The following is a 23,274-nucleotide window of genomic DNA, read 5'->3' as shown; positions in this document are numbered from 1 at the left end:
ACCGGGGCCGGAGGCCGCCTGGGCCGGGGTTCATACAGTCCGACCGGGTAGGCTGCACCGGCGTGCCCGACGCGGTGCGCGCCGGTGCCCCGGCCCCCGACCACGGGCCGGTCACGGCAGGGCAGTCGAACGGGAGGATGCCGCGTTGCACGTCCAGGAGTGGCTGGAGACGATCCCGCCGATCGCCGTCTACCTCCTCGTGGGGGTGGTGATCGGCCTGGAGAGCCTGGGCATCCCGCTCCCCGGCGAGATCGTCCTCGTCAGCTCGGCGCTGCTCGCCTCGCAGCACGGCGACATCAATCCGTACGTGCTCGGCGCCTGCGCCACCGCCGGTGCGATCATCGGGGACTCGATCGGTTACGCCATCGGCCGCAAGGGCGGCCGGCCGCTGCTCGCCTGGCTGGGGAAGAGGTTCCCGAAGCACTTCAGCGAGGCCAACATCGGACTCGCCGAGAGCTCCTTCCAGAAGTGGGGCATGTGGGCGGTCTTCTTCGGCCGCTTCATCGCCCTCCTGCGCATCTTCGCCGGACCGCTCGCGGGCGTGCTCCACATGCCGTACTGGAAGTTCCTCGTCGCCAACGTCCTCGGCGGCATCCTGTGGGCCGGCGGCACCACGGCCGTCATCTACTCGGTCGGCGTCGTCGCCGAGGCGTGGCTGAAGCGCTTCTCCTGGCTCGGCCTCGTCCTCGCCGTCCTGATCGGCCTCGCCTCGATGCTGCTCGTCAGGAACCGCGCCAAGAAGGCGGCCGCGCAGCGGGCCTCCGCCTCCGGGCCGGAACCGGAGCCCGTCCCGGCGACGGACTGAGCGGTACGGGGACGCCGTACGGCGAGGAGACGGAGCGGAGGGCGGCACCCCGGCCGGGTGCCGCCCTCCGCTCCGTCGTTCCCGACCGCGTACCGCTCAGTCCCCGAACGCCTCCGCGTGGTCCCCGGCGAGGTGCAGGTACATCTCGGCGTTGAGCCGGATGCCCGCCTTCTCCTCCTCGGTCAGCGGACGGCGCACCTTCGCGGGGACGCCCGCGACCAGCGAACCCGGCGGGACCTCCATGCCCTGCGGGACGAGCGCCTGGGCGGCGACCAGCGAACCGGCCCCGATCCGGGCGCCGTTGAGGACCGTGGCGCCCATGCCCACGAGGACGTCGTCCTCGATGACGCAGCCGTGCACGGTGGCGTTGTGGCCGATCGTCACCCGGGCGCCGATCGAGACGGGGAAGCCGGGGTCGACGTGGACCGTGCAGTTGTCCTGGACGTTGGAGTCCTCGCCGATTTCGATCGGACCGCAGTCCGCCCGCAGCACCGTGTGGTACCAGACGCTCGCGCGCGCACCGAGGGCGACCTCGCCGAGGACCACCGAGGTCGGGGCGGTGAAGGCGGTCGGATCGATCCGCGGCTCCTTGCCGCCCACACCCCTGATCAACGCCTCTGTCATGGTTCCTCGCTCCTGATCGTCGGCCGTCGTGTCGCGCCCGGGTCGCCCCGCGGGCCGCAGCCTATGCCGCGCCCATGACGGACATCACAGCGCCCGGCGCCGAACGGGTCGGCGGGGGCCGACTACCGTGTCCGGGTGCCCAGGAACAGAAACACGTTCTCCTCCCTCGCCGCCTGGCGGCGCCGGGTCGTCGCACACGCCCTCCAGGGCGGCTGGCGCTGGGCGCAGCGGGCCGGGTCCGTCACCGCCGAGCACCCCGGGAGGCTGCGCTTCCGCCGGATCGGCGAGGGCACCCGGCTGGCCTTCCCGCAGGGCACGGTCTTCGGCGAGCGGTGGATCGAGATCGGCGGGTGCTGCATCATCGCCGAGCAGGTCACGCTGACGGCCGGAATGCTGCCGGACCTCGACCTCGGCACGGAGACGGTCCTGACCCTCGGCGACGGGGTCGTCCTCGGCCGGGGCAGCCACGTCATCGCCGACGCGAAGGTGACGATCGGCTCCGACACGTACTGCGGTCCGTACGTCTACATCACCTCGACCAACCACAGCTACGACGACCCGGACGAGCCGATCGGCCGGCAGTGGCCCCGTTCCGCGCCGGTCTCGGTGGGGCCCGGCTGCTGGCTCGGTACGGGAGCGGTGGTCCTCCCCGGCGCGCGCATCGGCCGGAACGTGGTCGTCGCGGCGGGCGCGGTGGTGCGCGGGGAGGTCCCGGACCACTCGGTCGTGGCCGGTGCCCCGGCGAAGGTGGTCCGCAGGTGGGACCCGGAGAACGGCTGGCAGCCCCCGCTCCGCACCCCCGCCCCGGTCCCGATCCCGGAGGACGTCACCCCCGAACAGCTCGCGGCGCTCGCGGAGTGGGAGATCGCGCAGGCGGGCACGGCGGCCTCCTGACCGGTCCGGACGCGGCCGCGCCCCGGCACGGAGGAGTGAACCGGGGCGCGGGGCGGGGCGGGACGGCTTCAGGCGTGGAGCAGGAGACGGAGCTCCTTCGGAAGGCCGGGAGGGCCGTCCGGTGCCGGCGGGGAAGCCTCGTCCAGTTCGAAGGCCCAGCGGTGCGACGGGGCGCAGCCGAACGTGCGGGTGGCGAGCGCCGGCAGGGACCGCGCGGCGGAGGCGGCGTTGTCCCACAGCAGGGCCAGCCCCTGCCGGTCGGCCTTCGGGTCGGTGAGCCAGCGGCTCGTCCGTAACCCGGGAAACTCGCCTGCGGGGGACGCCTCGGGGGCGACGCGGACCGCTTCCGGCCGGTCGGCGGGTTCCCGGGTGGTCGCGCGCGGGGCTTCGGCGGACCGCGTTCCGTCCCACCAGGCGATGACGACGTGCATGGTGTCTCCAGCTGCAGAGTGTCGTGCGTGATGATGCGGTGTCCCCGTTGACACCCTTGCGCGGCGCGGGCCCGGGGCGCGGGCCCGCGCCGTGGATCAGAGCTGCGAGCCGCCGGTGGCGTCGATCACCTGCCCGGTCACCCAGCGGGCGTCGTCCGAGGCGAGGAAGGCCACGACGTCGGCCACGTCGGCGGGGCGGCCCACGCGGCCGAGGGCGGAGAGTTCGGCGGCGGACCGCTCGGCGGCCTCGTCGCCCCGCAGCCAGGAGGCGTTCATGTCGGTGTCGATGATGCCGGGCGCCACCGAGTTGACGGTGATGCCGCGGTTCCCGACGGCCTTGGCGAGGGTGAGGGTGAAGGTGTCGACGGCGCCCTTGGTCATGCCGTAGGCGATGATGTCGGTCAGCGCGATGCGCGTCGCCCCGGACGAGACGTTGATGATCCGGCCGTCGTCCCGCAGGCGCTTGAGTCCCTGCTGGGCCAGGAAGAACGGGGCCCGCACGTTGACGGCGAACATCTTGTCGAAGATCTCGGGAGTGGTCTCCTCGATGTGTCCGCGGAGCGTGATGCCGGCGTTGTTCACCAGGATGTCGAGGCCGGCGTCGTCGCCGTGCTCGAGGACCCGGCGGTCGAACTCGGACCACAGGGTCTCCACGTCGCCGTCCGTGCCCAGCTCGGCCCGTACGGCGAACGCCGTGCCGCCCGCCGCGCGGATCGTGCGCACCACCTCCTCGGCGGAAGCGGTGTCACGCCCGTAGTGCACGGCCACCAGGGCTCCTTCCCTGCCGAGCCGTTCGGCGGTCGCGCGGCCGATGCCGCGGCTGCCGCCGGTCACGAGAGCCGTCCTGCCCGTGAGCGATCCCATGGGATTCCAATCTGTAGTGCTGACTATGGAAATAGCGTACACCGATTCCGTAGCGTTCACTGTAAAATTCTCGTATGACGACGACGAAGCGTGGGCGACCGCGAAGTTTCGACCGCGACACGGCCCTGGCACAGGCCACCCGGCTGTTCTGGGAGCACGGCTACGAGGGCACGTCCATTGCCGACCTCACCCGGGCCATGGGCGTCTCCCCGCCCAGCCTGTACGCGGCCTTCGGCGACAAGCGCACGCTCTTCACCGAGGTCGTCGACCGCTACGGCGGAACCTTCGGCGCCTTCATGGGCCGGGCGCTGGAGGCGGAGGACGACACCCGCACCGGGTTCGCCAGGATGCTGCGCGAGGCCGCGACCTCGTACACGGATCCGCACCACCCGGCCGGCTGCCTGGTCATCTCGGCGGCGACGAACTACTCGGCGCAGACCGCCGACGTCGAACGGGACCTGCGGGAACGCAGGGTGGCGAACGTCCGCGACTTCGAGGAGCGGCTGGCCGACGCCGGCCGGGCGGGGGCGCTGCCCGCGGGCGCCGAACCGCGCGCCCTGGCCGTCTACTTCGCGGCCGTGGTCCAGGGGATGTCCCAGCAGGCGCGCGACGGCGCGAGCGCGGCGGAACTGGAACGGGTGGCCGAGTTCGCCATGGCCGCGTGGCCCGCGCGGACGGCGTGAGGGCGGCCGTTCCCGCTCCCCGCCCTCCCCGCGCCGTCCCCGGCGTCCGGCACGGTCCGGCGCCCCGCGCGGACCGTCACGAAGGAGCGGGCCGCTCCCGGCGCGGGACGCTTCCGGGGGCCCGGCAGAGCCGGGCCACGACGTGGGCGTACCGCTCGTCGAAGGCCAGCACCCGGAAGGCCGCGTCCAACTCGCGGTCGAGGGTGTGACGGGCCTCCTCCCACTTGTCGTGGCCCGCCCGGGTCATCTCCACGCGGCTGGTCCGCCGGTCCGCGGGGGAGGGAACGCGCCTCACCCAGCCCGAACGCTCCAGCTGCGCGAGCGCCCGGCTCGCCGAGGAGGCCGTGACGCCCAGCCGCCGGGCCACCTCCCCGACCGTCGCCGGCTCCGGACGGCCGCGCGCCACCGCGCCGAGCGTCATGAGCGAGGCCAGGCTCACGCCGTGACGGCTCTGGAGCGTGCGGTCCATCCGGTACTCGACGGTGGTGAACAGGGGGCGGAGCCTCTCCCAGATGCGGGAGTCGGCGTCGGTGGCGACGTCGGGATCCTCGTCTCCGTACGGCTCTGTCACAGGCTGGATCCTCGGTGCCGGAACGGTTCGGTACGGGTGGTCACGGTCACGGGAGGAGCAGGAGCTTGCCCCGCACACCGCCCCGGGCCAGCGAGCGGTGTGCCTCGGCCGCGCCGTCGAAGCCGAACTCCCCGGCCGTCCTCAGCCGCAGAGCGCCGCGGTCGACCAGGCCGGCGAGCTCGGTCAGGCGGGCGCCGTCCTGTTCGACGTGGTTGACCGTCGCCGTGATGCCGCGTTCGGCGGCCGGACGCCTGGTCGGCACGACGGAGACCGAGCGTCCGCCGTCCCGTACGGCGCCGATGGCCCAGGGCAGGCCCGCGGTCTCCAGCAGTCCGTCGACGGCGGGGCCCGCCACGGCGGACGGCTCCGTGCCCACCCGCACGTCCCGCGCTCCCAGTGCCAGTGCCTCGTCGGCGTCGGCGGTCCGGCGGACCTGCGCCACCACCCGCAGTCCCCGCAGCGCGGCCAGCTGCACCGCGAGCCCGCCGACCGAGCCGACGGCTCCGGTGATCAGCAGCGTGGCGCCTTCCGGCAGGCCGAGGGCGTCGAGCGCCTGCTGGGCGGTGAGCCCGGCCAGCGGCAGGCCCGCGGCCGCGGTGAGCGGGACGGAACGGGGGGCCGGTGCCGCGATGTCCGCGGGGAGGGACACCGTCTCGGCGTACGTCCCCCGGCCCGTCGCCATCTGCGCGGACATCGCCACGACCTGGTCGCCCGGCCGGAAGGCGCCGGCGTCGCGGCCGACGGCCGTGACGGTTCCCGCCACGTCCCAGCCGAGGACCATGGGGAGCCGGACGGCACTGTGCTCCGCGTGCAGCCCGGCGCGCGTCTGGAGGTCGACGGGGTTGACCGCGGCCGCCGCGACGCGGATCAGGATCCCGGACGCGTCCGGGACGGCGGGCTCCGGAAGGCGCGCGACTCCGAGGCGTTCCGGGCCGCCGTACGCGGAGAGGACGACAGCACGCATGGTGTTCCCTTCTGCCGACGGCTTCATGACCGCGGTCCGGGGGCGACGAGTTCGGGGACGCGCGGTGGCAGCCGGTCCGAGACGAGAGGGGCCAGCGCGCGGACGGTGAGGAGGCGCACCGGACGCCCGCCCGCCCGCGCCGTTCCCCCGGTCCCGTACGGAACGAGGGCGATCTGCCCGGCTCGTACCCGCCGTTCGCCGTGGGCCGAGGAGACGAGGAGTTCACCGTCCAGGACGAGCAGGGCCTCCTCCACTCCGTGGCCGGAGGTCAGCTCCAGGGACGCGCCCGGCGGCAGGGCCCAGTGCTCGACCGCCTCGCACTCGCTGTGCAGCATGCCCCTGCGGACCAGGCACTGCCACCGGGCCGCCGCGGCACCGGGACCGGTGTTCGTCGCCGCCCGTACCGTCTCGTCCAGGGTCGAGATGATCATTTCGCCTCCGGAGTGTGCTGCGGCACGGCCAGCGTCACGACCAGCAGCCTCAGGGCGCTTCCTGCCTCGATCCTGGTCGTCGTGCCGGCGCCGAGGGTGACGCAGGTGTTCGCCGTCAGCTCCACCGACGTCCTGTCGGCGGCCGTGGCCCGGCCGCGGCCACCGTGGACGAACACCGCCAGTTCCGCGTCGGTGCGGCCCAGCGCCCGCCGCTCCCCCGCGTCGAGTTCGACGACCTCGACGCTCTTCAGCGGACCGTCGAAGACGCCCGCGGTCGACACCGCGCGCTCCTTGAAGAGGTCGTGGATGACGGGCTCGCCCATGGCGGGCACCTCCGGTGTGTGGTCGGCTCCGGACAGGACGGCGTTCGTGCTCGGCGAGAGGGTCTCGATCACCCACCAGTCGAGGTCGGTGTCGGAGGTGTTGCGCAACCCGTGCACATTGCCCGGGGCCGTCAGGGCGAGGGATCCCGGGGCGACAGGGTGGGGGCGGCCGTTGAACAGGAACTCCCCGTGGCCGTGCAGGACGAGGTAGATCTCCTCCGTCCGGGTGTGCCGGTGTTCACCGCTGAGCCCGCCGGGAGGGACGGACGCCCATTCGACCGCCTCGGTGGGGGAGGCGAGCTGCCGTCGGCCGGCGAAGCACTTCCAGCGGGTGCGTCCGGCCGCGCCGTGCACCCCGTGGACGATCGCGGCGTCCGTCACCGTTCCGGCCGAGGAGAACCCGGGGGAAGCGCGGAGGGTACCCGCGGGGGCGAGGGGCGGCCGGACGCGGGCCGCGCGGACGCCGTTCAACGGGGCACCCCCGCCGACAGCTCCGCCAGCCGCTCCGCGGCCGTCGCGAGCTCGGCCTCGGTGACGTCGTTGACGAAGAGCGCGCTGCCGATCCCGACGGGCAGCGGCAGGCGCTGCTTGCCGTCGCGGTGGCGGACGGTGTCCCGCAGCGCGGGCACCAGCACCTCCGGGGCGCACAGGGGGTGCCAGGACGGCAGGCCGAGCCGGTGCATCACGTCGAGGACGCGCTCGCGCTGGTGGGCGCTGACCAGCCCGCGGCGCTCGGCCATCACGGTGGTGAGGGCCATGTCGACCGCGACGGCCTCGCCGTGCAGCAGCGCGGGAAGCGCGTGCATCTCGATGGTCGGGCTGAAGGTGTGGCCGTAGTCGACGACCCGCTCCAGCACCTTCTCCCACAGGTTGGGCTGGAGCTCCTCCAGCATGCCGTGGATGGCGCGTTCGACCACCTCGGTCGCGGGGTCGAGGTGCAGTCCGCGGGCCGCGAGCCGCTGGTCGACCGGGGCGTCCGCCGGCGTGAGCCCGACTCCGGACGCCGGGCTCTGCATCTTGTCGCGCAGGAGACCGGTGCCGTGCTGCTCCAGCAGGTCGAAGAGGCGGGCGTCCTTGATCAGGGCGATCTTGAGGATCTCGGCGAGGCCGTTGCTGATGTGCCGGTCGTCGAGGGTGGCGAGGAAGGTGCGGTCCAGAAGGGTGCGGTCGGCCGGGAAGTAGGTGCCGAGCCGGTTCTTGTGGCCGTTGTGGTTGACTCCGGTCTTCGCGCCGACTCCCGCGTCGACGAGGCCGATCAGGGTGGTGGGGATCCGGATGAACGGGGTCGCGCGCCGGTAGAGGCTGGCCGCGAAGCCGACGATGTCCATGAGGACCCCGCCGCCTATCGCGATCACCGGCTCGCGCCTGCGGTCGATGCCGAAGGAGTCCAGGGCCTCGGCGACGCGCAGCACCGCGTCCATCGACTTGTGCGTCTCCCCGTCCTCCAGGACGAGGACCCGGTGCTCGACGCCGTGGTGCTCGAAGTACGCGCGGACGCGCTCGCCGTACAGGGAGTCGACCACGGTGTCGGTGACGACGAAACGGCGCAGACCGGTGCCGCCCACGGCGTCTTCCAGGATCGTGGGGTTCCGCGGGTCCAGGAGGTTCTCGCCGGCCCGGATCTCGTACTGCACAGGGTTGCTGGTCTGCACCGACCAGTGCGTCACCGGGCTGCCCACCGCGAAGAGACCGTCGTTGCCGCGCGTGGTCTGGATGTCTTGCTGCATCAGGATTCCGTCCTTCGACGAAGAGTGTCGGTTGTCCGTCGTGGATCGATTCGGGGCAGCGTGAATGAGTGTCCGCGGGGCGAGGCCGAAGCCTTCGCCGCTGGACCCGGCCACGGTGCGTGGCGGCCCCCCGTCGGCCACGACCCTGCCACGAGTTTCATTGCGCGCGCAAGTACAATCTTCGAGACGAAGGGCTGAAGCGACGGGAAATGGCCAGCGGTCGGGCAGGTTGACCGAGGGGGAGTCGTGCTTGCGCAAGGAAGTTCGGTTCCCTTGCGGGGTGTCGTCCGGGGGTGGCCGTGGCGTGCGAAAGCCCCTGCCGGTCGCGGCAGGGGCTTCGGTACGGGGCGGGGCGGCCCGGAGGGGAGCGGCGCGGGTCAGCGGTCGAGCGTCGGGGTGTAGCGCAGCCGGGCCACCACCGAACTGGTCCTGCTGTCCAGGGCCGCCACTTCGAGGGCCATGCCCACCTCCTGGCGGAAGAGCACGCCTATGTCCGCGACAACCGAGCGGCCGGCGTCGGTGATGCGCACGACCACGCCGCGGCGGTCGGTCTCGTGGGCGGCGCGCTCCGCGAACTCGCGCTTCTCCAGGCGGGCCACCGCCCGGGTCGCCGAGGACTGGTTGAGCCCGAGCTGCTGGGCCAGTTCGTTCATCCGCATGCCGGCCGGATCGCCGGTGCTCAGGGCCTGCAGGGACAGGAAGTCCGTGAGTCCCAGCCCGAATTCCTCGGACAGCTGCCGGTCCAGCAGGGTGCCGACTTCCGCGACCAGTACCGACAACTGGCTCCACAGCTCGACGCTGTCTTCCTTGCGCGATCGCATGACTGCTGCCTTCTTCATGTGGCCGAAGGGCCGTCCGTTCCGGAGCGGAGGAGGTGGGGAGGGGCGGGCCGGAGCCCCGCGGTGACGGCCGGGGCGGCCGGCCTCGTGGACAGGATACGGCCGCCGCTACTGAAGGTAAACCTGCGGTGCGCTCACACTTTTTCATGCTCGCACAATGATCTTGGGGGAACTTGATGACGTGACAATCTCGCGCCGTTCGGCGGATCCGGTGAATTGGCAGGTCATTCCTGCCCTGTCGGTGCGGTCGCGCGTGGGGCCGGTTCGGGTTTTCCTTGCGGGCGCAACGACATTGCTCTACTGTCGCCTCCGGTCGAACGGGCCGCCCGCCTCTGTGCGGCGGCCCGGTGACCCGGGGCATTCGTCGTGCCCGCGCGGTGCCGGGGGCACGGCGGGCTTCCGAAGGGGGGACATCATGCGCGGCACCGCCACGGAGCCGTCTTCCGCACCCGTGCTCGGGGGGCTGCCGACGGCGCGGACAGTGGACCACTACGCGTTCACCGTGCCCGATCTGAACGGGGCCGTCGACTTCTTCACCGAGGTGCTCGGCGGCGAACTGTGCTACCGCGAGGGCCCGGTCGAGGACCCGTCCGGCGACCGGATGAGCCGCCGGCTGGGCGTCCACCCCCGGGCCGTGGCCCATGTCGCCCTGGTCAGGCTCGGCCCGTACAGCAACCTGGAACTCTTCCAGTACACGGCACCCGACCAGGTCGCCGCACCGCCCGGACCGAACGACGTCGGAGGCCACCACCTGACCCTGCGGGTGGCGGACCCGGACGCCGCCGAGGCACGCCTGCGTGCCGCGGACGTGGTGCGCCTGGGCCCCACCGGGAACCGCGGCGTACGACCGGACGACGAGCGCCGCTGGTTCCTGAGCCCCTGGGGCATGATGCTCGCCCTGTGCGGTCCTCCGCGCCCCGGGCCCCGGACCGCCGCGACCGGGCGGTTCGTGCCCCCGGGGCCGCCGGACGCCGACGGGGAGGGACCGCTGCGCCTGCTGGGCGTCGACTGCGTCGGATACACCGTGGCCGACCTGGACGCGGCGGTGGAGTTCTTCACCGGGGTGCTGGGCGCCGAAGTCGTCGAGGGGGCGCACGGCGGACCACCGGCGGACCGCGCGGACCACTGGCCGCCCGGGGCCGAACGGACACGGTGCGTGGTGCTGCGCACCGGCCCCACCGCCAACTGCGAACTGACGCAGTGCGGGACGAACGCCCTGCGCGGACGGCCCCCTCGCAACAGCGACGTCGGAGGCCACCACCTCGCCTTCTACGTCGACGACGTCGACGCCGCCGCGGACCACCTGCGCCGGCGGCCCGGCGTGACGCTGATGGGCGAACCGGAGACGATCACCTCCGGACCGATCGCCGGGGACCGCTGGCTGTACTTCGGCACTCCCATCGGCATCCAGATGGAAGTGATCCACATGCCGGACGGATCCCTGCCCTACGAGGCAGGGACGACGGCCCGTCGCGCCACGCCCGGACGCCTGCGCTGGCACGACCGTCCCTGACCGCGGCGGACGGCCGCCCGGCGACCCACATCACCAGGGGGATCCTCTTGAAGCTGCTCGCACCGTTACCGACCCGCCCCGCCGGCGCCCTGCGGAAGGCCGCCGAAGCGGGGACGGCCCTGTGGCTCGACCACCGTCACACCCCGCCCTCCGCCTCTCTTCCGCACACCGGGGGCGAGACCGACGAGAACGTCCAGGGTGTGCTCCTCCCCGGCGGACCCGCGCTGCGGGCCGACGCCGGTCCCGCGGCGATCCTCGCCGCCGCGGCCGGCGACCGTACCGCCACGATGGGGCCCGTGCACTCCGTGACCGGCTACCGGCAGGTCATGGACAGGGTGCTGACCGCCCTGGAGACGGCGGTCGCCGCAGGCACCCCGCCGCCCCCGCTCCCCCTCGCGATCGAGTACTCGGTCCCCGGCGCCGACGCCGCGGCGGACGCACGCCTCGACCTGGTCGGCGGCTGGGAGGCCAAGGCGATGCGCGGACGTGCCGGACTCGCCGGCGCGCACCTGGTGTACGCCGCGCTGCGGCACGACCTCACCACCGACCGCTGGGCGCGCCTGGCGGCGAGCGGGGCCCGCGCCCCGCACCTCCTGTGGACCGCTACCGGCCCCTCGGTCACCGTCGACCGCAGCGTCCACTACGCCGAGAGGTGTCTGTTCCCCGGCACCGGCCTGGCCCTTTCCCCCGCCGTCCTGCGGGAGTTCGGCGAGCGCGGTGTGGTCACGGGCCCGACCGCACCCGACGCCGTCGGGGCACGACGCGTCGTCGACACCCTCACCTGGTTCGGCGTGCGCCTCGACACCGACGCCGGCTGAGGTATCCCTCCGCCGTCCCGCGCGCCCGGAACGCCGCGCGGGGCACACCTCGTCACGACCACAAGGAATCACCTCATGAAGACGATGAAACGCCGCATGTTCCTGTCCGGTACGGCCGCCGCGGGCGGCGCCTTCGCGATCGGCGCGACCGGGCACGGTACCGCGGACGCCGCCGGAGCCCGGAAGCCGCCCGCGGATCCGGGCGCCCGGGCGGTCCTGGTGGGCCCGGACGACCGCCGCTACGCCGACCTGCGCCGCGGCACCAACCAGCGCTGGGTCGGCAGCCCGGAGCAGATCCGTCTCGTCAGCACCACCGACGAGGTCGTCGGAACCGTCCAGGAAGCGGTGGACTCCGGACGGCGGCTGGCCGTGCGCAGCGGCGGCCACTGCTACGAGGACTTCACCACGCACGAGGACATCGCGGTCGTCCTGGACCTCTCGGGGATGACCGGCGTCTCGTACGACGCCGGGCGCCGCGCCTTCGCCGTCCTGCCGGGCACCCCGCTGGGCCGCGTCTACGAGAGCCTCTACAAGGGCTGGGGCGTCTACCTCCCGGCCGGGAACTGCCCCAGCGTCGCGGCCGGCGGACACATCCAGGGCGGTGGCTACGGCTCGATGAGCCGACGGGACGGACTCGCCGTCGACCATCTGTACGGCATCGAGGTCGTCGTGGTCGGAGCCGACGGAAAGGCGCGTGCGGTCACCGCGACCCGCGAGCCGGACGACCCCCACCGGGAGCTCTGGTGGGCGCACACCGGGGGCGGGGGCGGCAACTTCGGCGTGGTGACCCGCTACTGGCTCCGGTCGCCCGACGCCACCGGGGCCGAACCGGCCGATCAGCTTCCGGCGCCGCCCCGCGAGGTGTGGCTCAGCGAGGTCGCCTGGCCCTGGCAGGACCTGAACGAGGCCCGCTTCACCCGGCTGATGTGGAACCACGGGGACTGGCACGCCCGCAACAGCGCCCCCGACTCCCCGTACACCGCGCTGTTCAGCCAGCTCAAGCCCTTCCACAAGTCGGCCGGTGCCGTGGTGCTCGACTCGCTGGTGGACGCCGGCGCCCCCGGCGCCGAGCGCATGCTGCGGAGCTACGTCGACGCGGTGTCCGCCGGCGTCGGGGTGAAGCCGCAGGTGCGCCAGTACCGGCGCGTGCCCTGGCTCCACTCGACCCAGTGGCCGGGCTTCACCGGGCCCGACCCCACGGTCAGGTTCAAGGGCAAGTCGGCCTACGCGAAGCGCACCTACACGGACGAGCAGATCGCGGCGGCCTACCGGCATCTGACGCGCGACGACTTCCACAACCCCGGCGCCCTGTTGATGATCGCCTCCTACGGGGGAGCGGTGAACAGGGTTCCCGCCCACGCCACCGCGGTGCCCCAGCGCGACTCCGTTCTGAAGTACCAGGTCGTCTCGGTCTGGAACGACGCGGCCGACGACGCGGCCAACATCGGCTGGGTCCGCGAGTGCTACCGCGACATGTTCGCCTCGACCGGCGGGGTGCCGGTGCCGAACGACACCAACGACGGTTGCTTCGTCAACTACGCCGACACCGACCTCGGCGACCCCCGCTGGAACACCTCGGGCGTCCCCTGGCACGACCTCTACTACAAGGGCGGCTACCGGCGGCTCCAGAAGGCCAAGGCCGCCTGGGACCCCACCGGCTTCTTCCGGCACGCCCAGACGATACGCCCCGCCTGACCCGATCCCTCACCGTCCCCTTCCTCCCAGGTGGTCCTCGCCGTGTCCTCCTCCCCTTCCCTGCCCGGCCCCTCCGCCCGGCTCTCCTCCCTCACCGGCATGCGGTTCCTCGCCGCCTTCCTCGTGTTCCTCTTCCACCTCTCGCTGCTCGACGCCTACTCGACCCCCGAGGGCGAGCACGGCCCGTTCGCCGCCGCCCTGAAGAACGGGGGCTGGGCGGGCGTCACCTTCTTCTTCGTCCTCAGCGGCTTCGTCCTGACCTGGTCGGCCAGGGACAAGGACGACGCCCCCGCCTTCTGGGGACGCCGACTGGCGAAGATCTACCCCAACCACGTCGTCACCTTCGTGCTCGCCCTCGTCCTGTACGCGTCGGCCTCCGCGACCGCGGACCGCGCCGTCCCCAACTTCCTGCTGCTCCAGGCGTGGATACCGCGTGACGACGTCTTCTTCAGCATCAACAACCCCAGCTGGTCGCTCTCCTGCGAGCTGCTCTTCTACCTGCTGTTCCCCGTGCTGCACCGGGCGGTGTGCCGGATCGGGAGCCGACGGCTGTGGTGGTGGGCCGGCGGGACCGCCGCGGCGATCGTGCTCCTCCCGCTCGTGGCCCTGTTGCTCTCCGCGGGGGAGCGGTTCGGCCCGAACCACGCCAACTCCCCGCTGTACGGCCACTCGATCGGCCAGATGTGGTTCGTCTACATCTTCCCGCCCACCCGGGTCCTCGACTTCGCGCTCGGCATCCTGATGGCCCGGATCGTGCTCACCGGCAGGTGGATCGGACTGGGCGTCCTGCCGGCCCTGGGCCTCACCGCCGCCGCCTACGCGGTGAGCCTCGAAGCGCCCTTCCTGTTCTCCCTGAACGCGGTCGTCGTCGTCCCGTTCGCCCTCCTCGTCGCGGCCACCGCGGCGAGGGACGCGCAGGGCACCGGGACGGTGCTCGGCGGTCGCGCGTGGGTGTGGCTCGGTGAGGTCTCGTTCGCCTTCTACCTGGTGCACCAGACCCTGCTGTCCTTCACCCAGGAACGGCTCGGGTTCCGGGAGGCGGACTCCCTCGCGGAAGCGGCCGGCGTCGCCGCGCTCGTCGCCGCGGCGAGCCTGCTGCTGGCCTGGCTGCTGTACGCGGGAGTCGAGCGGCCCGTGATGCGCGCCTGGTCCCGGCGGGCCCGGGCCCGGGTTCGGAACGAGGAGGTGCGGGCCCTCGACGCCCTGCTCACCGCACCGGAAACCCCGGTGCGGGAGGACGGCGGGAAGGCCGTCACCGCCGACGCGCCCTGAGCCGACGTGCCCCTCGTCAGGACCTCCCGCCGTCGGGAGACGGCCCCGGCGAGGGGCACGGGCCCGTGCCCCCACCGATCCGCCCCGAGGAGCGCCCCATGCCCCTGCCCGTCCTCGCGATGATGCTGTGCACCTTCTGCGTCGGCACCGCCGAGAGCGTCATCGCCGGAATCCTTCCCGACATCGCCGGCCGCGTCGGCGTCTCCCTGAGCGCGGTGGGCATGCTGATCAGTGTGTACGCGCTGGTCGTGGTGGTCGCCGGACCGTGCCTGACGGCCCTCACGGCCCGGACGCGCAGAGCCGTCCTGCTGCCCGGGATGATGGGCGTGTTCGTCCTCGGGAACGTCGTCGCCGCACTCGCCCCCGGTTTCGCCTGGCTGGTCGCGGGCCGGATCGTCAGCGCCCTGGCCCACTCCACCCTCATCGCCGTCTTCGTCGCGGCCGCACGGGACATGGCGCCCCCGGACCGGCGAGCCGCGTGGGGGGCCAGGATCACCCTCGGCATCGGCCTCGCGACCGTCGTCGGCGTGCCGGCGGGAACCCTGGTCGGGCACGCCTGGGGCTGGCGTGCCACCTTCTGGGTCCTGGCCGCCCTCAGCGCGGTGTCGACGCTGCTGCTCCTGCGCCACAACGTCCCGGAGCCTCCGCCCGCCGGACCGGACGCCCCCCGCGCCACCGCCGCGGGCCGCCGACGGGGCTTCGCCATTCCCCTGCCGATGGTCCTGGTCGCCCTGGTCATCGTGCTGGGGACCGGAGGCGTCTTCGCCCTCTACACGTACGCGTCCCCCTACCTGACGGACGCCGCCGGATTCGAGTCCTCCACCGTCACCGTCCTGCTCTGGCTCTACGGACTGGGCGGCATCGCCGGCAACGTGATCGGAGCCCGGGCCGCCGACCGGAGCCTGTCCGCCGCCGTGTCCGGCACGCTGGGGACCGTCGCCGCGGCCCTGCTCCTGCTCACCCTGCTCGCCGACAACGCCTGGGCGGTGGCCGTCCTCTTCTGCGTCCTCGGCGCCGCGTACTTCGCCACCATCCCGGCGCTCAACTCCCAGATCGTCGCCTCCGCGGGTCCCACGTCGGCCGCGATGGCGCTCAGCGTCAACAACTCGGCCTTCTGCGTCGGCATCGCGCTCGGCAGCTGGCTCGGCGGCGCCTTCCTCGCCCGCGGGCACGACGTCCTCGCCGTCCCGGCGGGGGCGGCCGCGCTGGCCGCCGGAGGACTGCTGCTCAGCGCGGTCACCGCCCGGATGCTGCGCAAGGGGCGCACGGCGGACGGGCCCCGGGCCACCGTCGCCGCGTGAACGGGACCGCCGGCCCCGCCGGCCGGGAGGACGCCCTATCCCAGGCGCGGGATCTCGATGGCGGGGCAGCGGTCCATCACCATGTCCAGGCCCGCCCCGCGGACGCGGGCGAAGGCGGCCTCGTCGACCACGCCCAGCTGGAACCAGACCGCCTTGGCGCCGATCGCCACGGCCTCGTCGGCGATCCCGCCCGCGAGGTCGCCGTTGACGAAGACGTCGACGACGTCGACCGGGAACGGGATGTCCGCGAGGGACGCGTAGCCCCGCTCGCCGTGGACCGTCTCCGCCTTCGGGTGGACCGGGACGATCCGCTTCCCGAAGCGCTGGAGGACGGCCGCGACCCCGTGGGCCGCCCGCGCCCGGTTGTCCGACAGGCCCACCACCGCCCAGGTGTCACCCGTGGACGTCAGGATCCGCCGTACCGCCCCCGACGCGGAGTACTCGGCGGGACCGGTGGTCGTGCTGTCGGCGCTCATCGTCTCTGCTGCCTCTCCTCTGCGTGATCCGTCTCCCGGGGAACGAGCCGCGCCGGCCCCTGATTCCCGGCGTTCCCGGCCGACCGGCGTTCCCGGCCGACCGGCGGTCGCCGCCTCCGGCCGGTCACCGCCCCCGGACCGGCCGCAGGGGAGCACCGGGCCGGCGGAACGTAGGCTGGCCGGATGCAGGAGCAGTACCGCACCCCGGCCCGCGAGGGCGTGCACGAGACCGAGATCAACCGCTCGCGCTTCCTCTGCGCGCTCGCGCCCGTCGCCGACGAGCGGGAGGCGCAGGAGTTCGTCGCGCGCGTCCGCGCGGAGCACCCGACCGCCACCCACAACTGCTTCGCCTACGTCCTCGGCGCCGACGCCTCCGTGCAGAAGGCCAGCGACGACGGCGAACCGGGCGGCACGGCGGGCGTCCCCATGCTCCAGATGCTGCTGCGCCGCGACATGCGGTACGCCGCCGCCGTCGTCACCCGCTACTACGGCGGCGTGAAGCTCGGCGCGGGCGGCCTGATCCGCGCGTACGGGGGAGTGGTCGGCGAGGCCATCGACGCGCTCGGCACCGTGACCCGGCAGCGCTTCCGGCTCGCCACCGTCACCGTCGACCACCAGCGGGCGGGCAGGCTCGAGAACGACCTGCGGGCGACGGGCCGCGCCGTCCGCGACGTGCGGTACGCCGACGCCGTCACGATCGAGATCGGCCTCCCGGACGCCGATGTCCCCGCCTTCCGCGCCTGGCTCGCCGCCGCCACGGCGGGCGCGGCCGTGTTCGAACTCGGCGGCGAGGCGTACGGCGACGTGTGACGTGCGCACCGTGACGTACGAGAAGTGGAGTGCGGCGCGTGACGCGTGACGGGCGGTCCCGGGCCGCCGGGCGACGAGGACGGCCGCGTCCCCGCCCCCGCTCGGGATAGCGTGGTGGACGCACACGACGGGAACCGGCGGCGAGGAGCGGCACACATGCGGGGTGGGACGGCATCGTGAGGCTCCTGCACACCTCGGACTGGCACCTCGGCCGGTCCTTCCACCGCGTCGGACTCCTCGGCGCCCAGGCCGCGTTCCTCGACCACCTCGTGGCCGCCGTCCACGAGCACCGGGTCGACGCCGTCCTCGTCGCCGGGGACGTCTACGACCGGGCCGTGCCCCCGCTGCCCGCCGTCGAGCTCTTCGACACCGCCCTGCACCGGCTCGCCGACGCCGGGGTCCCCACCCTCATGATCTCCGGCAACCACGACTCGGCCCGCCGCCTCGGCGTCGGCGCCGGGCTCATCGAACGGGCCGGCATCCACCTCCGCACCGACCCCGACGGCATCGGCACCCCCGTCGTCCTCACCGACGCCCACGGCGACGTCGCCCTCTACGGCCTGCCCTACCTGGAGCCCGCCCTCGTCCGCGAACGGCTCGGAGCCGGAAGGACCGGCCACGAGGCCGTGCTCACCGCCGCCATGGACCGGGTCCGCGCCGACCTCGCCCGGCGGCCCGCCGGCACCCGCTCCGTCGTCGTCGCCCACGCCTTCGTCGCCGGCGGCGCCCCCAGCGACAGCGAGCGGGACATCACCGTCGGCGGCGTCTCCGCCGTCCCCGCCGGGATCTTCGACGGCGTCGACTACGTCGCTCTCGGACACCTCCACGGCAGCCAGGCCCTCACCCCCCGCGTGCGCTACTCCGGCTCCCCCCTCGCGTACTCCTTCTCCGAGGCCCGCCACCGCAAGACCATGTGGCTCGTCGATCTCGGCCCGGCCGGACCCGACGGCGCGGAACTCGACGCCGAACGCCTCGACTGCCCCGTCCCCCGCCCCCTCGCCCGGCTCCGGGGCCGTCTGGACGACCTCCTCGCCGACCCCGCGCTCGCCCGCCACGAAGGGGCCTGGGTCGAGGCGACGCTCACCGACCCCGTACGGCCCGCCGACCCCATGAACCGGCTCGCCGCACGCTTCCCGCACACCCTCCACCTGGTCTTCGACCCCGAGCGGACCGGGGGCGACTCCGGCGACTCCTACGCCCGGCGGCTCCGGGACCGCAGCGACCGGCAGATCGCGGAGGACTTCGTGGCCCACGTACGCGGCGGCGCGGCACTCGACGGAGCGGAACGGGCCGTCCTGTACGGCGCCTTCGACGACGTACGGGTCGGCACGGCCGAACGCGAGGCGGGCCGGTGAGACTGCACCGCCTGGAGATCACCGCGTTCGGGCCCTTCGGCACCACGCAGACGATCGACTTCGACGCCCTCTCCTCCGCCGGGCTCTTCCTGCTCCACGGACCGACCGGCGCGGGCAAGACCTCCGTCCTCGACGCCGTCTGCTTCGCCCTCTACGGCAGCGTGCCCGGCGTCCGCCAGACCCCCGGCGCCACCCTGCGCAGCGACCACGCCCCCGCCGGCACGTACACCGAGGTCCTCCTCGAACTGACCGTGGGGGACCGGCGCCTGGAGATCACCCGCCGCCCGGCCCAGCAGCGGCCCAAGAAGCGCGGCACCGGCTTCACCACCGAGAAGGCGCAGACCTGGCTGCGCGCGTACGACCCCGCCACCGGCGCCTGGACCGGCCTCAGCCGCTCCCACCAGGAGACAGGCGAGGAGATCACCCAGCTCCTCGGCATGAGCCGCGAGCAGTTCTGCCAGGTCGTCCTCCTCCCGCAGGGCGACTTCGCCCGCTTCCTGCGCGCCGACGCCGAGGCCCGGGGCAAGCTCCTCGGCCGCCTCTTCGACACCCGGCGCTTCGCCGCCGTCGAGGAACGCCTGGCCGACCTGCGGCGCGTGACCGAACAGCGGGTGCGGGAGGGGGACGAACGGCTGCTCGCCCTCGCCCACCGCATGGCCCAGGCCGCCGGCGGCCTGGGCGCGGCCCGCACCCCCGTCGAGGAACGGCCCGGAGATCCCGGGCTCGCCGCATCCGTCCTCACCCGGGCCGCCGTCGCCCGCTCCGAGGCGTACGAGGCCCTCGACGTCGCCCGCGTGCGGCTCGCCGCCCGCGAGCGCGCGCGGGGCGCGGCGCGCGCCGCCCTCGACGCGGAGAACGACCTCGCCGCCCGCCAGGCCCGCCACGCCGACGCCCTCCTGCGCCGCGAACGGCTCACCGGTCGGGCGCCCGAACGCGACCGCCTCCGGACCGCCCTCGACCGGGCCCTGAGGGCCGACCGGGTCGCCCCCGCCCTGGCCCTGCGCCGGGACGCCGGGCGCGAGCACGCCACCGCGCTGGCCGCCCTCGGACGGACCCGCGCCCTGCTGCCCGCCGACCTCGCGGACGCCGGGACCGAACAGCTCTCCGCCCTGCAGAACAGGCTCCGCGGCGAGCTCGGCGGACTCGAATCGGCCCGCCGCGCAGAGCGGCGCGCCGCCGCCGTCGCGGAGGAACGGGCCGTCCTGGTACGGGAGGCGCGCGCCGACGAGGACGTCCTGCGGGACGCGGCCGACCGGCTGGCCGGCTGGGAGCCGCGCCGCGCCGCGCTCGCCGGGCGCGTCGAGGCCGCGCGGGACGCGGTGGCCCGCGCCGAGCACCTCGCCGGACGCCTGGAACCCGCCCGCCGCCGGCTCGCCGCGGCCCGCCGCCGCGATGCCCTCGCCCGGGACGCCGGGGCGGCCGAACTCCGCCTCGCGGAGGCGCGCGAGCGGCGGAACGACGCCCACGAGGCATGGCTCGACGTCAAGTCCCGCCGCCTGGAGGGCATCGCCGCCGAACTCGCGGTTACCCTTGTTTTGGGCGACCCCTGCCAGGTCTGCGGCTCCACCGTCCACCCGGCCCCCGCCCGCACCACCGCCGACCACGTCGACCGCGCCACGGAGGAGGCCGCCTACGCGGCCCACACCGCGGCGGAGGAGGCCCGCGCCTCCGCCGAGCGCGAACTGGCGGTCACCCGGGAGTCCTGGGCCGCGGCCCGCGCGGAGGCCCGGACCGGCCCGGACGGCGACACGGCCGCCGCCGACCCCACCGCCGAGGAACTCGCCGGTGAGGTGGAGGAGCTGACACGGCTCCACGCCGAGGCCCACGCGCTCGCCGGACAGGCGCACGCCGCGCGCGAGGCGCTCGCGCGGGCCGAGCGGGAGCACGAGGAACGGACGGGGGCGCAGCGGGAGGCCGAGCGGCGGGTCGCCGCGCGGACCGCGCGGTGCGAGGCCCTGGACCGGGAGCGGGCCGAACTCGACGAGGAGGTCGCCCGGGGGCGCGGCGCGTTCGCCACCGTGGCCGAACACGCCGCCCGCCTGGAGCGGCGGATCGCCCTCCTGGCCGACGCCGCCGGCACCGTGGCCTCCGCCGACCTCGCCGCCCGGCGGCTGAAGGAGGCCGACGACCGGCTCGCCGACGCCGCCTACCGCGCCGGCTTCACCACCCCCGACGAGGCAGCCGCCGCCCTCCTGCGGGAGGAGGAGCGCCGCGACCTCCAACGGCGTCTGGACGCCTGGCAGGCGGAGGAGGCCGTCGTCGCGGACCGGCTCGCCGAACCGGGCACCGCGGCCGCCGCCGCGCTCCCGCCCGCCGACCCCGCCGCCGCCGAGGCCGCCCACGCGGCGGCGGAACGCGCGCTCCGCGAGGCCGACTCGGCCCTGGCCGCCGCCCGCGAGCGGGTCACCGGCCTGGCCGGACTCTCCCGGCGGGTCGCCGCCGAGGTCCGCGAGCTGGGACCGCTCCGCGAGGAGTACGAGCGGGTGGCCCGCCTCGCCGGACTCACCGCCGGCACCTCCGCCGAGAACGAGCGCCGGATGCGCCTGGAGTCGTACGTCCTGGCCGCCCGGCTCGAACAGGTCGCCGCCGCCGCCACCGCCCGCCTCCGGCGCATGTCCTCGGGCCGCTACACCCTCGTCCACTCCGACGCGCGTTCCGGCGGCAAACGGGCCGGCCTCGGGCTGCACGTGGTGGACGCCTGGACCGGCAGCGAGCGCGACACGGCCACGCTCTCCGGCGGCGAGACCTTCTTCGTCTCGCTCGCCCTCGCCCTCGGCCTCGCGGACGTCGTCACGGACGAGGCGGGCGGGGTCCGGCTCGACACCCTCTTCATCGACGAGGGCTTCGGAAGCCTCGACGAGCAGACCCTCGACGAGGTCCTCGACGTCCTGGACTCGCTCCGGGAACGGGACCGCAGCGTCGGCATCGTCAGCCACGTCGGTGACCTGCGGCGGCGCATCCCCGCCCAACTGGAGGTCGTCAAGGCGCGGCACGGGTCGGCGGTGCGGCTGCGGACCGGCGGGGACGCGCTCGACGGCTGAGGACGCGCCGGCCGGTGGCGCCCGGGGAGCGCGCGACGGTCGGGGAGGAAGGACGGCGGGGGAGTTCCCGGCCGCTCGGGCGGGCGGCCGGGAACTCCCGCTCCCGCCTCAGAGCCGTGAGATCTCGTCCACCAGGTCGTCCAGGCCCAGCGGCCCCTGGGAGAGGGCCGCCATGTGCCACGCCTTCGCGTCGAACGCGTCGCCGTGCGCCGCCCGCGCGTTGGCCCGGCCGAGGAGCCAGGCGCGCTCGCCCAGCTTGTAGCCGATGGCCTGTCCGGGCACCGAGAGGTAGCGGGTCATCTCGCTCTCCACGAAGGCCGGCGGGCGGCTGCTGTGGAGCTGGAAGAACTCCTGGGCCAGCTCCGGGGTCCACCGCTCGCCCGGACGGAAGGGCGAGTCCGCCGGGATCTCCAGGCCCAGGTGCATGCCGATGTCCACGACGACCCGGCACGCGCGCATCATCTGGCCGTCGAGGTATCCCAGGCGCCGTTCCGCGTCGGGCAGGAAGCCGAGTTCGTCCATCAGGCGTTCCGCGTACAGCGCCCAGCCCTCCATGTTGGCGCTGACCTTGCCGATGGTCGCCTGGTAGCGGGAGAGCCGGTCGGCGACGTGCACCCACTGCGCGGACTGGAGGTGGTGCCCGGGCACGCCCTCGTGGTACCAGGTCGACACCAGGTCGTACACCGGGAAGCGGGTCGTGCCGTCCACGGGCAGCCAGGTGCGGCCGGGCCGGGAGAAGTCCTCGGACGGGCCGGTGTAGTACGGCGCGGCGGCGCCGCCGGGCGGGGCGATGCGGGACTCCACCCGGCGCACCCGCTCGGCGAGTTCGAAGTGGGTGCCGTCGAGCGCCTCGACGGCCTCGTCCATGAGCCGCTGGAGCCAGACCCGGACCTCGTCGACGCCCTCGATGTGCGCGCCGTGCTCGTCCAGGTGGGCGAGCGCCTCCCACGGGTCCGCGCCGGGCAGGATCCGCCCGGCCTCGGTCCGCATCTCGCCGAGGATGCGGTGGTACTCGGACCAGCCGTACGCGTAGGCGTGGTCGAGGTCCAGGTCGGTGCCGTTGAAGAAGCGCGACCAGCGCCGGTAGCGCTCGCGGCCCACCGTGTCCGGCGCGCCGGCGACGGCCGGGGCGTACACGTCCCGCATCCAGTCCCGCAGCGTCACGACGGCCGAGGTGGCGGCCCCGGCCGCCGCCGCCAGCTCGGCGCGGAGGCCGCCGGGGAGCGTGCCGGGCCCGGCGGCGAACTCCTCGAACCAGCCGGGTCCCCCGCCCTCGCCGCCCGCCCATTCGGTGAGCTGGCCGACGAAGGTGGCGGTGGCGCGCGGCCCCGCGTACAGCCTGCGCTCCAGGCCGAGCGCGAGCGAGGAGCGGTAGCCGTCGAGGGCGGCCGGGACCGCGCGCAGCCGGGCGGCGACCGCCGTCCAGTCCTCCTCGGTCTCCGTCGGCATCACGGTGAAGGCGATGCGGACGCTGTGCGCGGGCGAGCGCATGTTGCTGACGGTGCGCAGGTGCTCCTCACCCTCGTGCACGGCCAGTTCCGCCGTCAGGCGTTCCCGCAGCAGTCGCGCGCACCGCCGCTCGGCGTCACCGTCCGCGCCCGGCGCGCGCTCGGCCCCGTCGAGCCGGGCGAGCGTGCGGCGGGCGAGATCGGCCACGGCCTCCCGGCCCGCCGGCGAGAAGTCGGGCAGCAGTCCGGCGCTCTCCCTGACTCCCAGGTACGTACCGGTGATCGGGTCGAGGGCGATGAGTGCGTCGACGTGGTCGTCGGCGACCTGGCGGGGCAGCGGGCTGCTGGAGATCTCTGGCATGGAGGGCATCCTGACGCCTCCGGCGGGC

General features: G+C 74.4%; 22 protein-coding genes. 11 read left to right on the top strand and 11 right to left on the bottom strand.

From position 1 onward, the window contains the following. The first annotated feature begins 145 nt into the window (after window positions 1-145). The gene (locus tag ACFYZY_RS11390; RefSeq protein ID WP_388692296.1) at window positions 146-805 is read left to right on the top strand and encodes a DedA family protein; all 660 of its coding nucleotides are present in this window, start codon (window positions 146-148) and stop codon (window positions 803-805) included. Between the two features lie 96 nt (window positions 806-901). Here the strand turns inward: ACFYZY_RS11390 and ACFYZY_RS11385 are convergent, their stop codons facing one another. Continuing rightward, window positions 902-1,429 (bottom strand): gamma carbonic anhydrase family protein, encoded by a 528-nt coding sequence (locus tag ACFYZY_RS11385; RefSeq protein WP_388692294.1) that lies wholly within the window; start codon window positions 1,427-1,429, stop codon window positions 902-904. A 135-nt stretch (window positions 1,430-1,564) separates the two neighbouring features. On the opposite strand from ACFYZY_RS11385, the gene ACFYZY_RS11380 reads away from it, so the two are divergent. Further along, complete coding sequence (locus ACFYZY_RS11380) at window positions 1,565-2,323, top strand: acyltransferase (RefSeq protein WP_388692292.1); 759 nt, start codon at window positions 1,565-1,567, stop codon at window positions 2,321-2,323. A 68-nt stretch (window positions 2,324-2,391) separates the two neighbouring features. Here the strand turns inward: ACFYZY_RS11380 and ACFYZY_RS11375 are convergent, their stop codons facing one another. Next, window positions 2,392-2,754 carry a hypothetical protein gene (locus tag ACFYZY_RS11375; protein ID WP_388692290.1) on the bottom strand — a complete coding sequence of 121 codons (363 nt, stop codon included), beginning with the start codon at window positions 2,752-2,754 and terminating at the stop codon, window positions 2,392-2,394. Window positions 2,755-2,850: 96 nt separating this feature from the next. Continuing rightward, on the bottom strand, window positions 2,851-3,618 hold the full coding sequence (locus ACFYZY_RS11370; RefSeq protein WP_388692289.1) for an SDR family oxidoreductase: 768 nt from the start codon (window positions 3,616-3,618) through the stop codon (window positions 2,851-2,853). Window positions 3,619-3,692: 74 nt separating this feature from the next. Here ACFYZY_RS11370 and ACFYZY_RS11365 point away from each other — a divergent pair, with 74 nt between their 5' ends. Further along, window positions 3,693-4,301 carry a TetR/AcrR family transcriptional regulator gene (locus ACFYZY_RS11365; protein WP_388692287.1) on the top strand — a complete coding sequence of 203 codons (609 nt, stop codon included), beginning with the start codon at window positions 3,693-3,695 and terminating at the stop codon, window positions 4,299-4,301. A gap of 76 nt (window positions 4,302-4,377) precedes the next feature. On the opposite strand, the gene ACFYZY_RS11360 is transcribed toward ACFYZY_RS11365, so the two are convergent. The 6 genes from ACFYZY_RS11360 to ACFYZY_RS11335 all read right to left on the bottom strand — a co-directional run bounded on the left by ACFYZY_RS11360 (window position 4,378) and on the right by ACFYZY_RS11335 (window position 9,138). Beyond that, window positions 4,378-4,872 (bottom strand): MarR family winged helix-turn-helix transcriptional regulator, encoded by a 495-nt coding sequence (locus ACFYZY_RS11360; RefSeq protein ID WP_388692285.1) that lies wholly within the window; start codon window positions 4,870-4,872, stop codon window positions 4,378-4,380. A gap of 46 nt (window positions 4,873-4,918) precedes the next feature. Continuing rightward, entirely contained in the window at window positions 4,919-5,836 is a 918-nt protein-coding gene (locus ACFYZY_RS11355) for an NADP-dependent oxidoreductase (RefSeq protein ID WP_388692283.1), read from the bottom strand. A gap of 23 nt (window positions 5,837-5,859) precedes the next feature. Further along, window positions 5,860-6,267 carry a cupin domain-containing protein gene (locus tag ACFYZY_RS11350; RefSeq protein WP_388692281.1) on the bottom strand — a complete coding sequence of 136 codons (408 nt, stop codon included), beginning with the start codon at window positions 6,265-6,267 and terminating at the stop codon, window positions 5,860-5,862. Beyond that, window positions 6,264-6,971 carry a cupin domain-containing protein gene (locus ACFYZY_RS11345; RefSeq protein ID WP_388692279.1) on the bottom strand — a complete coding sequence of 236 codons (708 nt, stop codon included), beginning with the start codon at window positions 6,969-6,971 and terminating at the stop codon, window positions 6,264-6,266. The genes ACFYZY_RS11350 and ACFYZY_RS11345 overlap by 4 nt, the downstream gene beginning before the upstream one ends. A gap of 86 nt (window positions 6,972-7,057) precedes the next feature. Further along, window positions 7,058-8,317 (bottom strand): sedoheptulose 7-phosphate cyclase, encoded by a 1,260-nt coding sequence (locus tag ACFYZY_RS11340; RefSeq protein WP_388692278.1) that lies wholly within the window; start codon window positions 8,315-8,317, stop codon window positions 7,058-7,060. 377 nt (window positions 8,318-8,694) lie between these two features. Then, window positions 8,695-9,138: a MarR family winged helix-turn-helix transcriptional regulator gene (locus ACFYZY_RS11335; RefSeq protein ID WP_388692276.1), complete on the bottom strand. Its 444-nt coding sequence runs from the start codon at window positions 9,136-9,138 to the stop codon at window positions 8,695-8,697. A gap of 433 nt (window positions 9,139-9,571) precedes the next feature. Between ACFYZY_RS11335 and ACFYZY_RS11330 the strand changes: the two genes are divergently transcribed. The 5 genes from ACFYZY_RS11330 (at window position 9,572) to ACFYZY_RS11310 (ending at window position 15,755) form a co-directional block, all read left to right on the top strand. Beyond that, window positions 9,572-10,669 carry a VOC family protein gene (locus tag ACFYZY_RS11330; RefSeq protein WP_388692274.1) on the top strand — a complete coding sequence of 366 codons (1,098 nt, stop codon included), beginning with the start codon at window positions 9,572-9,574 and terminating at the stop codon, window positions 10,667-10,669. A gap of 47 nt (window positions 10,670-10,716) precedes the next feature. Then, a complete protein-coding gene (locus tag ACFYZY_RS11325) occupies window positions 10,717-11,487 on the top strand; it encodes a hypothetical protein (protein ID WP_388692272.1) in 771 nt (256 codons plus the stop codon). Window positions 11,488-11,562: 75 nt separating this feature from the next. Further along, the gene (locus ACFYZY_RS11320; RefSeq protein ID WP_388692271.1) at window positions 11,563-13,182 is read left to right on the top strand and encodes an FAD-binding oxidoreductase; all 1,620 of its coding nucleotides are present in this window, start codon (window positions 11,563-11,565) and stop codon (window positions 13,180-13,182) included. Between the two features lie 42 nt (window positions 13,183-13,224). After that, window positions 13,225-14,454, top strand: a complete 1,230-nt coding sequence (locus ACFYZY_RS11315; RefSeq protein WP_388692269.1) for an acyltransferase family protein — start codon at window positions 13,225-13,227, stop codon at window positions 14,452-14,454. A 98-nt stretch (window positions 14,455-14,552) separates the two neighbouring features. Beyond that, window positions 14,553-15,755 (top strand): MFS transporter, encoded by a 1,203-nt coding sequence (locus ACFYZY_RS11310; protein ID WP_388692267.1) that lies wholly within the window; start codon window positions 14,553-14,555, stop codon window positions 15,753-15,755. Between the two features lie 35 nt (window positions 15,756-15,790). Here ACFYZY_RS11310 and ACFYZY_RS11305 read toward each other — a convergent pair whose 3' ends face one another. Next, on the bottom strand, window positions 15,791-16,231 hold the full coding sequence (locus ACFYZY_RS11305; protein ID WP_388692265.1) for a CoA-binding protein: 441 nt from the start codon (window positions 16,229-16,231) through the stop codon (window positions 15,791-15,793). Window positions 16,232-16,414: 183 nt separating this feature from the next. Here ACFYZY_RS11305 and ACFYZY_RS11300 point away from each other — a divergent pair, with 183 nt between their 5' ends. The 3 genes from ACFYZY_RS11300 (at window position 16,415) to ACFYZY_RS11290 (ending at window position 21,437) form a co-directional block, all read left to right on the top strand. Then, on the top strand, window positions 16,415-17,041 hold the full coding sequence (locus ACFYZY_RS11300) for a YigZ family protein (protein WP_388692263.1): 627 nt from the start codon (window positions 16,415-16,417) through the stop codon (window positions 17,039-17,041). A 176-nt stretch (window positions 17,042-17,217) separates the two neighbouring features. Then, on the top strand, window positions 17,218-18,396 hold the full coding sequence (locus ACFYZY_RS11295; protein ID WP_388692261.1) for an exonuclease SbcCD subunit D: 1,179 nt from the start codon (window positions 17,218-17,220) through the stop codon (window positions 18,394-18,396). After that, the gene (locus ACFYZY_RS11290; RefSeq protein WP_388692259.1) at window positions 18,393-21,437 is read left to right on the top strand and encodes an AAA family ATPase; all 3,045 of its coding nucleotides are present in this window, start codon (window positions 18,393-18,395) and stop codon (window positions 21,435-21,437) included. The genes ACFYZY_RS11295 and ACFYZY_RS11290 overlap by 4 nt, the downstream gene beginning before the upstream one ends. A gap of 108 nt (window positions 21,438-21,545) precedes the next feature. Here ACFYZY_RS11290 and ACFYZY_RS11285 read toward each other — a convergent pair whose 3' ends face one another. After that, window positions 21,546-23,246 (bottom strand): DUF885 domain-containing protein, encoded by a 1,701-nt coding sequence (locus ACFYZY_RS11285; protein ID WP_388692258.1) that lies wholly within the window; start codon window positions 23,244-23,246, stop codon window positions 21,546-21,548. Between the last annotated feature and the right edge of the window lie 28 nt (window positions 23,247-23,274).

It is taken from the genome of Streptomyces sp. NPDC001744, from assembly GCF_042892575.1.
GTDB lineage: Bacteria > Actinomycetota > Actinomycetes > Streptomycetales > Streptomycetaceae > Streptomyces.
The sequence above is the reverse complement of the archived record's forward strand: the minus strand, read 5'-3'. Positions and strand labels throughout refer to the sequence as shown.

Coding starts and splice junctions, on each gene's coding strand:
- ACFYZY_RS11310 (WP_388692267.1), top strand. CDS start 14,553: ATGCCCCTGCCCGTCCTCGCGATGATGCTGTGCACCTTCTGCGTCGGC.
- ACFYZY_RS11330 (WP_388692274.1), top strand. CDS start 9,572: ATGCGCGGCACCGCCACGGAGCCGTCTTCCGCACCCGTGCTCGGGGGG.
- ACFYZY_RS11320 (WP_388692271.1), top strand. CDS start 11,563: ATGAAGACGATGAAACGCCGCATGTTCCTGTCCGGTACGGCCGCCGCG.
- ACFYZY_RS11385 (WP_388692294.1), bottom strand. CDS start 1,429: ATGACAGAGGCGTTGATCAGGGGTGTGGGCGGCAAGGAGCCGCGGATC.
- ACFYZY_RS11375 (WP_388692290.1), bottom strand. CDS start 2,754: ATGCACGTCGTCATCGCCTGGTGGGACGGAACGCGGTCCGCCGAAGCC.
- ACFYZY_RS11285 (WP_388692258.1), bottom strand. CDS start 23,246: ATGCCAGAGATCTCCAGCAGCCCGCTGCCCCGCCAGGTCGCCGACGAC.
- ACFYZY_RS11300 (WP_388692263.1), top strand. CDS start 16,415: ATGCAGGAGCAGTACCGCACCCCGGCCCGCGAGGGCGTGCACGAGACC.
- ACFYZY_RS11365 (WP_388692287.1), top strand. CDS start 3,693: ATGACGACGACGAAGCGTGGGCGACCGCGAAGTTTCGACCGCGACACG.
- ACFYZY_RS11370 (WP_388692289.1), bottom strand. CDS start 3,618: ATGGGATCGCTCACGGGCAGGACGGCTCTCGTGACCGGCGGCAGCCGC.
- ACFYZY_RS11350 (WP_388692281.1), bottom strand. CDS start 6,267: ATGATCATCTCGACCCTGGACGAGACGGTACGGGCGGCGACGAACACC.
- ACFYZY_RS11305 (WP_388692265.1), bottom strand. CDS start 16,231: ATGAGCGCCGACAGCACGACCACCGGTCCCGCCGAGTACTCCGCGTCG.
- ACFYZY_RS11335 (WP_388692276.1), bottom strand. CDS start 9,138: ATGCGATCGCGCAAGGAAGACAGCGTCGAGCTGTGGAGCCAGTTGTCG.
- ACFYZY_RS11340 (WP_388692278.1), bottom strand. CDS start 8,317: ATGCAGCAAGACATCCAGACCACGCGCGGCAACGACGGTCTCTTCGCG.
- ACFYZY_RS11355 (WP_388692283.1), bottom strand. CDS start 5,836: ATGCGTGCTGTCGTCCTCTCCGCGTACGGCGGCCCGGAACGCCTCGGA.